The 10,072-nt window shown below is 60.1% G+C and carries 8 protein-coding genes; 4 read left to right on the top strand and 4 right to left on the bottom strand.

Annotation, left to right across the window (positions count from 1 at the left end; all coding sequences use genetic code 11):
• Positions 1-357: aminotransferase class I/II-fold pyridoxal phosphate-dependent enzyme (locus NW857_RS10975; RefSeq protein WP_414368938.1), on the top strand; the 357-nt coding region annotated here is incomplete at its 5' end.
• A 133-nt stretch (positions 358-490) separates the two neighbouring features.
• On the opposite strand, the gene NW857_RS10970 is transcribed toward NW857_RS10975, so the two are convergent.
• Both NW857_RS10970 and NW857_RS10965 read right to left on the bottom strand, forming a co-directional pair.
• Complete coding sequence (locus NW857_RS10970) at positions 491-1,699, bottom strand: Coenzyme F420 hydrogenase/dehydrogenase, beta subunit C-terminal domain (protein ID WP_414368936.1); 1,209 nt, start codon at positions 1,697-1,699, stop codon at positions 491-493.
• A 189-nt stretch (positions 1,700-1,888) separates the two neighbouring features.
• Positions 1,889-2,521, bottom strand: a complete 633-nt coding sequence (locus NW857_RS10965; protein ID WP_414337924.1) for a response regulator transcription factor — start codon at positions 2,519-2,521, stop codon at positions 1,889-1,891.
• Positions 2,522-3,036: 515 nt separating this feature from the next.
• On the opposite strand from NW857_RS10965, the gene NW857_RS10960 reads away from it, so the two are divergent.
• Both NW857_RS10960 and NW857_RS10955 read left to right on the top strand, forming a co-directional pair.
• Positions 3,037-5,088: a ribonuclease catalytic domain-containing protein gene (locus NW857_RS10960; protein WP_414333844.1), complete on the top strand. Its 2,052-nt coding sequence runs from the start codon at positions 3,037-3,039 to the stop codon at positions 5,086-5,088.
• A 92-nt stretch (positions 5,089-5,180) separates the two neighbouring features.
• Positions 5,181-6,194, top strand: coding sequence for a phosphate ABC transporter substrate-binding protein (locus tag NW857_RS10955; RefSeq protein ID WP_414333846.1), 1,014 nt, complete (start codon positions 5,181-5,183; stop codon positions 6,192-6,194).
• A 96-nt stretch (positions 6,195-6,290) separates the two neighbouring features.
• Here the strand turns inward: NW857_RS10955 and NW857_RS10950 are convergent, their stop codons facing one another.
• Both NW857_RS10950 and NW857_RS10945 read right to left on the bottom strand, forming a co-directional pair.
• Positions 6,291-7,277: an ABC transporter permease gene (locus NW857_RS10950; RefSeq protein WP_414333848.1), complete on the bottom strand. Its 987-nt coding sequence runs from the start codon at positions 7,275-7,277 to the stop codon at positions 6,291-6,293.
• A 64-nt stretch (positions 7,278-7,341) separates the two neighbouring features.
• Positions 7,342-8,148 carry an ABC transporter ATP-binding protein gene (locus tag NW857_RS10945; RefSeq protein WP_414333849.1) on the bottom strand — a complete coding sequence of 269 codons (807 nt, stop codon included), beginning with the start codon at positions 8,146-8,148 and terminating at the stop codon, positions 7,342-7,344.
• 249 nt (positions 8,149-8,397) lie between these two features.
• On the opposite strand from NW857_RS10945, the gene argJ reads away from it, so the two are divergent.
• Entirely contained in the window at positions 8,398-9,615 is a 1,218-nt protein-coding gene (gene argJ / locus NW857_RS10940) for a bifunctional glutamate N-acetyltransferase/amino-acid acetyltransferase ArgJ (RefSeq protein WP_414333851.1), read from the top strand.
• The last annotated feature ends 457 nt before the right edge of the window (positions 9,616-10,072 follow it).

The following is a 10,072-nucleotide window of genomic DNA, read 5'->3' as shown; positions in this document are numbered from 1 at the left end:
AAGGCGGCCGAGACGGCTTTGGCCCTGCCAGAGAGCTACCTACAGCAGGTGCAGGAGCGCTACCGCCGCCGGCGCGACTATCTCATTAGCCGCCTGGCGGAGCTGGGCTGGCAGATTGAGCCGCCGCGGGCGACGATGTACCTCTGGATCCCGACCCCCCGCACTGCCGATGGCACTCCTGAGGGATCGACGGAGTTTGCCCTGCGGGTGCTGGAATCTACGGGCGTGGTCGTAACCCCTGGCAACGCCTTTGGGGAAGGGGGGGAAGGCTATGTGCGAATTAGCCTGATTGCCGATTGCGAGCGCTTGGGCCAGGCCATCGACCGCTGGGCGGAAGCCGGGATCCGCTATTGCTGACCCCCGACCCCTCTCCCCAAGGGAGTTGCCCAAGCGCTCCGCGCCGCTAACGCGACCACCCCCAACCCCTCTCCCTTAGGGAGTTGCCCAAGCGCTCCGCGCCGCTAACGCGACCACCCCCAACCCCTCTCCCTTAGGGAGAGGGGAGTTGGTACTGCTCTACGATGCGCCGGGCAAAGGGAGGGACATGCTGCTCCAACTTGTGGGGGTAGTGGCGGCGCAGGTAGAGATAGTTGCGGACAAAGTGGGAATCAATGGAAAAGCGGGCATATTCCAGGCCACGGGGCCCAAAGCGCTGGATTGCTGCCCCCAGGATCCGAGCCAGCCACATGGGCAAGCTCAGGGCTTGCTCGTAGGCTTGGATCCCCTGCTGCACTGCCGCCCGCCGGGATCCCTGCGAGATCACCGGTTGGGTTTCCAGCTCTTCCCAAACCAGATCCAAGAGCTCCCGCCCGCGCCAGTTGCGCACCAGCAGCCACTGCCAGCCAAAGGGGGATCCCATGTAGCCCACCACCAGATCTGCCAGGCCGTTGACGTAGTCGAAACAGGTAAGGCAAGAGGGGGCAAATACGTCCTTGAGTTCTTTGGTCTTAAGGCCGAAAAAAGGCACCTTTTCCACCGAGCCGTCTTCGTGTTTGAAGTGGATGTGGAAGTCCTGCATGAACTCGTAGTGCACCACCGTTTGCGGGGAGCGGCTGGTGGTTTCCAAAAACTTCTGCAGGCCGGCGCGGCTGACATTGTCCACACAGGGCGTGCCCAGCACGTAAAGCCTCTCTAGGCCCAGCTTTTTCTCCACCGCCCGCAAAGCCTGGATCTGACAGCCCACCCCGATAACCAAGAGGCGCTTGAGGCCACTTTGCTCCACCTGCTCCAGCACGGAGAGATTGGGGGAGAGGGTTGGCTTGTTGACCCGCGCCGCCAAAACCGCCTCCGGAGTACGCGCCAAGACAGTCCGTGGCTGAAAGCGATCCTGGGGATCCGCCTGCACGCACACCACCCCTTCTACTAGGCCGCTGCTGAGGGCCTTCATGCCGATGCTGCTGACGATGCCCGTCCACTGGGCACCCGGGATCGGATCCCGCCTGCGGGCCGTGTACATTGCCTCGTAGACGCCGAAGTAGTCGCTGTCGCTGACGGCAGCCGACTCGGAGCGCAGCGACTCTCGGGATCGCCCGTGGGTTTGCTCTTCCAGGCGGGTAAACTGCTGGTTTAAGAAGGCACAGGCTTCTTTGACGTAGGCGACATAGCGGGTATCGCAGAGGCCGCACTGGCTGCACAGCTCTTTGGCCGGGTAGTGGCCGGAGCGGATGGGCCGAGCCGGACGCGGTAAACGGGATCCCATGGGTTCTAGACCGTAGTGGACAGAGGCACCCTGACCGGTTACCTCACTTTCTTCAGTTTGCTGCCAAAACGACGGACAAGGGCAGAAAAGTTGAGGGATCCCCCATCCTACTGGCCACCTTCACCGCCGCCCAGTGAGGCCCACAGCTCGACCACCCCACTGGACAGCAGAAGTTCTCTCGGCGGCCCCTCAGCCCCTGCCCAAACCACTTTCGAGGGCCCAGCGGGCCAGCTCGGTGCGGTTGTGCAAGCCAGTTTTGCTCAGCATGTTGCTGACGTGGCTTTCGACGGTGCGCTGGCTCACCCCCATCACCTCGGCAATCTCGCGGTTGGACATCCCCCTGGCCACATGCTGGAGCACCTTGGTTTCCGTCGGGGTCAGCTCAATTTCCCGCTCCAGCTTGATGACCGGCTGAATGCCGACACTTTGCATTTGCAACAGGCGCTCCGTGTGCTTGAGAACCGACTCCACCTGGGCCACCAGCTCTTCCGCTTCAAAGGGCTTGACCAGGTAAACATCTGCCCCCGTATTGAGCCCGCGCACCCGATCCGCCGTTTGCCCGCGCGCCGACAAAAAAATCACCGGGATCCAGTCCGTCGCGCTGTTGGAGCGAATGGTCTGGACAAACGTGTAGCCATCCATCTCCGGCATCATCACATCGCAGATGATCAAATCCGGCGTGAAATGGCGCATCGCCTCTAACCCTTCTTGACCGTTGCTCGCCGCCACCACCTCATAGCCGCGAAACTCCAGGTAGTCCTTTACCAGCAGGATCAGGTTGGGATCGTCATCGACAAGCAACAGTCGCTTTGGGTTGTCCACGGCTGACCTTTTGAGCGCTAGAAGAGGGAAAAAGCAGGGATCTGCTTCCCTAACCTTTGTCTAGGGAAAACAAACCACGATGGGTGCCTTCCTATGGCACACCCCTAGCTTAACTAAGTAGCAGCCTGGGGTAACTGTATCCTACCCTCAGAGCCCAGAATACCATATGGAAGTGGAAAATATATGCTTGAGAAACGCTGGCAACAGTATCTCTACGCAATTTGGGGATCTCAATTGGTAACTTGATCCCAGAAACTTGTCAGAACTTGCCCCTCCCTTGGAATCGCAGTGTGGAATACGTAACCACAATCTACCGGAAGGCCTGTATCCCATAGGTGTCTCATGTATACATAGTACCGTATACCCATATTCTCTTTAAGTATTGATGTGCAAAGATTGCCAGTTCTCGTGTCTGCATGTCTTCTGGCCGGGGTTTCCGCGTGGGCAGGCGGGCAGAGCTGGTGGAAAATGGAGGAGAGCCTGCGCTTCAACGACAGCCGACATGGGGAGAGAGGGTGGAAAAGGGCACGCTGGTGGAGTTTCGCCACAATAACGACCGTGTGTTGGCCGTGGTTCAGGGCACCGAGGGCAAAAAGAACCTACTGCTGGGCGTGGCTTCGGGGCAGGTGCACAGCGTTCACCCTCGCCAAATTACCTTTGCCTTGAATGGGGGATCCAGTTTCACGGCTTCCGACATTCCCGGCTTTTGGCAGGCGGTGCAGGCGAAGTTGGATCCCGAAAGCTTAGCTTTGGCCTGGGAATTGGTTCAGGAGGAGCGCCGGCTCCTGAGCCTGTCGGAGATGGCCCAGTTGTTGTTTTCCGACGATTCCCCGGTCTCTACTTATGCTGCTTACCGCCTTTTGAGTGAGGATTTCATCTACTTTAAGGCAAAGGGGGAAGGCTACGAGCCGCGTACCCCGGCGCAGGTGAAGGAAATCCGCCATCAAATTGCCGTTACCCAGCAGCGGCAGCAGGAACAGGCCGAGTTTGAGGCCCGCCTAAGGGCAGCGGTGGCCCAGCCTGGGCAAAAGTACACTTGGACCCCAGCGGAGCGAGCCCGTCTGGAGCTGCTGGAGCGCCTAGCTCTGCAGGGAGCGGCGGCCAGCATTCGCAGCCACGAGGATCTCTCCCACAACCTCACCCCCTCGGATCGGGAACGGGCCTCGCAACTGCTGCAACTGATGGGATTTCCCGACACTCCCCAAGGAGCCTTTGACGCCCTGGTGGCCCTGGGCCTGTGGAGCCGCCACGAGAACCTGGCTCTGCGCCTCACCGGGATCCCCACCCAATTTCCCAAGGAGGTGGAGCGCTACACCCAAACTTTGCTGGGCGGCCCTCCTCCCTTCCTGGATCCCCATCTGCGCCGCGATCTCACCCATCTCCACACCTACACCATCGACGACGCCAGCACCCGCGATATCGACGATGCCCTCAGCGTCGAGTTTTGGTCGGATGAGGAGATCAAGCTCTGGATCCACATTGCCGATCCCAGTTGCTGGGTACAGTGGGGGGATCCTTTGGATCTGGAGGCCCGCCGGCGGGGCACCAGCGTCTATTTGCCCGAGCGGGTGATCCCGATGTTTCCACCGGAGCTGTCCACCGGCCTGATGAGCTTGGTGCAGGGGGAGGTGCGGCCTGCCCTCAGCTTCGGCATCCGGCTGGGATGCGACGGTGTCGTGCGCAACTACGAGATCTGCCTTAGCCAAATCAAGGTCAACTACCGCCTCACCTATGACGATGCCGACGAGATGCTGGAGTTGGGGGCAGAGGCACAACTGACGGCCATTGCCCGGGCCGCTCGCTGGCGCTACGCCTGGCGCCTGGCTCAAGGGGCCATCCAGATCGGCCTGCCGGAGCAAGATATCAAGGTCATGGACGAGATCCCCCACCTGCGTGTTATTGAGGATACGCCGGCGCGGCAGATGGTGGCGGAGATGATGGTGCTGGCCGGTGAGGTGGCTGCTCGCTTTGCTTGCCAAAACGGGATCCCGGTGCCCTATCGCCTGCAGCCGGCCCCTGAGCTCCCCCCGCCGGAGGTTTTGGATCTGTATCCCCAGGGGCCGGTGAGATCTTTTGCCATCATGCGCTGTCTATCGCGGGCAGAGGTGGCCACCCAACCGGGGCGACATACGGGGCTGGGTCTCGATGCCTACTGTCAAGTAACTTCCCCCATTCGCCGCTACCTGGATCTGGTGGCCCACTACCAGATCAAGGCTTTCTTGCGCGGGGATCCCTTGCCCTTGACCGAAGCCGAGGTGCAGCAGTTGTTGCTGGCCATTGAGCCGGGCACTGCAGAAGCGGTTCAAGTGGAGCGCAAGTCCAAGCGCTACTGGAGCATTGAGTACCTGCGCCAGCGACCGGGGCAGATTTGGCGGGCCTTGGTCTTGGGCTATCTGCGCGAGCAAGAAAACCTGGTGCTGGCCCTGCTGGATGAGATCGCTTTTCGGGTGCCGGTACGCCTAGAACGCCAGGTTCCTCTAGCAGCTTGGATTGAACTGGAAGTCGTGCAGGCGGATCCCCGCGCGGATGTGATCGAGCTGCGCGAGGTGGGACGGGATGCCCCTTAACCTGACGCTTACCCAATCTCCCCAGGTAATTGATACAACGGAGGGGGAAGGTCTCATAATGTCTGGACTGCGAATTTCTCTGGGGGGATCCCATGACCGCACAAAGCTCTGGCCCGCCTCCGATTGTTTACATTCTTTTGCTGGCGATACTGGGGGGAGGCGGCTGGTATGCCTATCGCTCCGGCCTGCTTGACTCTTTCCTGAATCGAGGGAACGTGCCTTCTGTCCCCAGCCAGATTCCGGCTGCCCAGCCACAGGCACCGACGGCACCCAACCTTCCCCAGGCGCAAGCCCCCAATCTGCCTGCCGGCCCGGTTAAGCTGGACACTTCCCTGCCCAACCCGGCGGTGCTGCAGATGGATGGCAGCGTCACAATGGTTCGCCTTGTCTTGGCCTTGAAGTCAGGCTACAGCCAGCGCAACCCCGGCATTCCCCTCACCTACGGGATCCCGGATGGCAAACCCAACGGCTCCAATGCCGGCCTCAAGGCCCTGATGGAAGGGCGCATCCAGATGGCCGCCAGCTCCCGCCCCCTCAATGCCAGCGAAGTGCAGGCCGGTTTGCAGGCGATCCCGGTGGCCAAAGATGCCCTGGCGGTGGCGGTGGGGGTGAACAACCCCTACAAAGGCGGCCTGACGCTGCAGCAATTGGCCGATATCTTCCAGGGTCGGATCACCAACTGGAGTCAGGTGGGCGGCCCGGATCGCCCAATTCGCGTTCTCAACCGCGCCCCCCAGAGCGGCACCTACACTGTCTTCCAAGAGCTGGTGTTGCTGGGGCTGCCCTTTGCCCCCGACAACCCGCCCTACTTCACCACCGCCACCGAAGATGTCACCACCCCTCTCCTGCGGGCTTTGGGAGAAGACGGCATCACCTACAGCACCGTGGATCAGGTGCAGAACCAGCAAACGGTGAGGATGGTGCCCATCGACGGCCAGATGCCCACCCGCGAGGCTATCCAAAGTGGCCGCTATCCTCTGGCCCGCAACGTGTTTTTGGTAGCACCTCAGAGAACCAGCCCTGCGGTGGCCGATTTCATCAACTATGCCCTCTCGGATCAAGGCCAACAAATCATTGGCCGCACCGAGTTCATCCCCCTTCGATAGCAACCCACAGCGGCAGCGGCGCGGAGCCGGTTGCGATGGCAGGAGTCACTATTGGCAAAGCCTGCACTCTAGGCGCCAGCAGGAGTATGTCACAGTTCAATTCTCTCGGCGCATGGCGCTCTCGTGCCACTTGCCCAATACCCTCTCCGATAAAGCGCTTAGGGAAATGAAGATCAGGATCCCCAAGCCGGTAACCAAGATCAAGGCTGCAAACATGCGCGGCACCTGCAGGTTGAAGCTGGAGATCAAGATCTGGTAGGCGATCCCAGCTCGCTGCCCACCGGTACCAGCCACGAACTCCGCCACCACCGCCCCAATCAAAGAAAGGCCGCCGCTGATGCGCAGGCCCCCCATGAAATAGGGCATGGCGCTGGGCAGCCGCAGGTAGATCAAGGTTTGCCAACGATTGGCCTTGTACAGTTGAAACAGGTTGAGCAGGTTGTGATCGGCGCTGTTCAACCCCAGAGTGGTGTTGGAAAGAATCGGGAAAAAAGCCACAATCCACGCGCAGACCACCATCGCGGCAAAGGTGTTGTTGCGCAGCCAAATGATGATCAGCGGCGCGATGGAGACAATGGGCGTTGTTTGCAAAAGCACCGCATAGGGGAAAAAGCTGCGCTCGATCCACTTGCTCTGGGTGAACACAATCGCCAGCACAAGCCCGGATACGGTGGCGGCCAAAAAGGCCACCACCGTGATCTGCAGAGTAATCAACAGAGAAGGAAAAAGCGTTCCCCAGTCGCGGATAAGGGTTTGCGCCACCAAAATCGGCCCCGGCAAGAGATAGTGGGGCATTCCTGTCACCCGCACCGCCACTTCCCAGCCCACCAAAAAGAGGATCCCGACAATAACGGGGGCCATCACCTCCAGATTGAACCAGCGGCCCAGATCCAACCCCTTTGCAGGCGCAGCACTCGGCCCAGCAGCGGCAGCCGTGGGTTGGAACCTGAGTTGTTCTCTAACCGCTCCGGTCAGCCTGGGCGGAGCCCAATCCGGCCAAGGCAGAGACAAGCGCTCCGCCGCGCCAAGGGATCCCAGCCGGCGATACAGCCAATTGAAAAGGGAGAGGAAAGCATCGAACATATCCTGAGGTTGATGAGGAAGGGGGCTCTACACAACAGGGAACACCGTCAAGGAAGGGATCCCGTCAGCGCGAACGTCCGGCCGAGAGGGGACGCAGATAAGGCTCCTGAGCCGCGCCATACATGGCTTCCTGGAGACGAGCCGACACTTCACGGCAGTAGTCGTTGTAAAGGGTTGAGGTGCGAAACTCTTCCGAGCGGGGATAGGGGGCATCGATGGGAATATCGGCTACCACCCGGCCCGGACGAGCCGCCATCACCACCACGCGGTTGGAAAGATAGACAGCCTCATAGATGTTGTGAGTAACAAAGATGACCGTCCAGTGCTTTTCTTGCCACAACTCCAGCAGCTCGCTGTTTAGCTTGCTGCGGGTGATCTCGTCCAAAGCACCAAAAGGCTCGTCCATCAGCAACACCTGCGGCTTGGTTACCAAGGCGCGAGCAATGGAAACCCGCATGCGCATACCGCCGGACAGCTCGCGGGGAAAATGGCGCTCAAACCCCCGTAGGCCCACCAGTTCTAGAGCTTCCAGAACATCTCGATCGGCTTTTGGCTTGGGCTCACCGGCCAACTTCAGGGGCAGGCGCACGTTGTCCATCACCGTTGCCCAGGGCATGAGGGCCGGCTCCTGAAACACAAAGGCCAATTTGGGCTCTCCTTGGGAGGTGTTTTGCCCCCATTCGATAGAGCCGGTGGTTAGGTCACCCAGCCCTGCGATCAGCCGCAGCACCGTGCTTTTCCCACAGCCAGATGGCCCCACCAAGCTGACAAACTGCTCCTCTTGGATGGTCATGTTCATGTCTTGCAAAGCCACCGTGCCATTGGCATAGGCCTTGCTGACATGGCTAAGGGTAATGACAGGGGCAGGCATGGCTTGCAGTTCCTAGGGGAGGGGACAAGAGGGTACCTTGCAAATCCAGCAAAGAGGAGAGAAGGTTACACAGGCACACCCCATACTTTAAAAATAACCCTCTCTGCCGCCTCTGCTTGGTTAGTAGAACTACAACTTTTGCCCTCAGGACGGGTTTTCAGAAGGTTTCTCAGGCAAAACTTGCCCTGAACCCAAACCCGAGCCGCAAGCCGCTATGATATTGCCGACCCCCACCTGGCCGAGGAACGCATGGGATCCCAATTTAAACCGGTTGAAGGTGCCGTCACTGCCCCACAAGGGTTTCGAGCTGCTGGAGTGGCCGCCGGCCTCAAGCCCTCAGGAGCTGCGGATCTGGCCTTGATCGTTGCTGACTGCGAGGCGGTGGGGGCGGGTGTTTTTACCACCAACCAGGTCAAGGCCGCTTGTGTTACCTACAACCAAGGGATCCTCGCCCAAGGGCAGCCGGTGCAGGCTATTCTCTGCAATGCCGGCCAAGCCAACGCCTGTACCGGAGAAGAAGGGGAACGCAACAACGCCCAACTGGCCCTCTGGGTGGGAGAACGGTTGGGGATCCCGGCCCAACAGGTGCTCACGGCCTCGACGGGGGTGATCGGGCGGCAATTGGAAATGGCCAAAATTGAGGCAGCCCTGCCCCGCCTGATCGACAGCCTCTCGCCAGCAGGAGGGGAGAGTGCTGCCCGTGCCATCCTCACCACCGACCTGGTGACCAAAAGCGTTGCCCTAGAGGCCGAGATCGACGGGTACACCGTCCGGCTGGGGGGCATTGCCAAGGGATCCGGCATGATCCATCCCAACTTGGCCACGATGCTGGCTTTCTTGACCTGCGACGCGGCTGTAGATCCCCATCTGTGGCAGCAGATCCTCCAGCAAGCTGCCGACCTCAGCTTTAACCAAATCACCGTGGATGGGGATACCAGCACCAACGATATGCTCCTGGCCCTGGCCAATGGCCGGAGCGGGATCCCGGCTATTCAAGCCGGCACAGCAGCCGCCCAAACTTTGGCGGAGATGGTCAACCAAGTTTGCATCCATCTGGCCAAGGCCATTGCCCGCGACGGGGAGGGGGCGACCAAGCTGCTGGAAATCCGCGTCCAAGGCGCCCCCGACGACAGGTCGGCTCGGCAGATGGCCCGTGTGATCGCCAGCTCTCCCTTGGTAAAGGCGGCAGCCTTTGGCAACGACCCCAACTGGGGACGGGTGGCCGCCGCCGCCGGTCGGGCCGGGATCCCTTTTGACAGCCGCTGCTTGGAGATTCGCTTGGGAGATTTTCTGCTTATGCAGGCGGGCATGCCCCTGAATTTTGATCGCCAGGCGGCTTCTGAGTACTTGAAGGGGGATCCGGTAACCTTCACGGTGGATCTCCACCAGGGATCCGGCCAGGGCATGGCCTGGGGCTGCGATCTCAGCTACGATTACGTGCGCATCAACGCCGAATACACCACCTAAAGGAGGGATCCCATTATGACTACCGAATCGAACGCGAGTGTGGCCCCAACCAGTCCTCCGATAAAAGACTTAGAGCCGATACATTTACGCTGAACATTGCTGTTCGCAACAGCGGAACGGAGTCCCCATATTGCTACCCAGCAATGAAGCGATGGCATCCCGCTCATTGCTAAGCAGAAAGGCAGCATGCCGCGACGCCCTGAGGAAGATCTCCAGGGCTCCATGCTGGCGCTTGGCATTATAGCTGGCCGCCTCTCTCGGCGCGACATACCTAGCTGTGCTAAACCTCGGCTACGCTGAACATAGTGTGGGCTATTTTTCAGAGTAGTTCAGTCTATCGCCGACTAGGTAAAACTCCATAGACCAGCAAGGTGATTTGTGCGGTCAGCATGATTGGGAAAGCCTTGTCCTCTCTCGGTTTAGCTTAATCGGCGGGAAGCCCCGCACTGTATTTGTG

This window comes from Synechococcus sp. H55.9 (genome assembly GCF_047462355.1).
Classification (GTDB): domain Bacteria; phylum Cyanobacteriota; class Cyanobacteriia; order Thermostichales; family Thermostichaceae; genus Thermostichus.
This window is presented reverse-complemented; position numbering and strand designations above follow the sequence as displayed.

Excerpts from the sequence above, each read along its gene's own strand:
- NW857_RS10955 (WP_414333846.1), top strand. The coding sequence starts at position 5,181 with ATGACCGCACAAAGCTCTGGCCCGCCTCCGATTGTTTACATTCTTTTG.
- NW857_RS10950 (WP_414333848.1), bottom strand. The coding sequence starts at position 7,277 with ATGTTCGATGCTTTCCTCTCCCTTTTCAATTGGCTGTATCGCCGGCTG.
- NW857_RS10945 (WP_414333849.1), bottom strand. The coding sequence starts at position 8,148 with ATGCCTGCCCCTGTCATTACCCTTAGCCATGTCAGCAAGGCCTATGCC.
- argJ (WP_414333851.1), top strand. The coding sequence starts at position 8,398 with ATGGGATCCCAATTTAAACCGGTTGAAGGTGCCGTCACTGCCCCACAA.
- NW857_RS10970 (WP_414368936.1), bottom strand. The coding sequence starts at position 1,699 with ATGGGATCCCGTTTACCGCGTCCGGCTCGGCCCATCCGCTCCGGCCAC.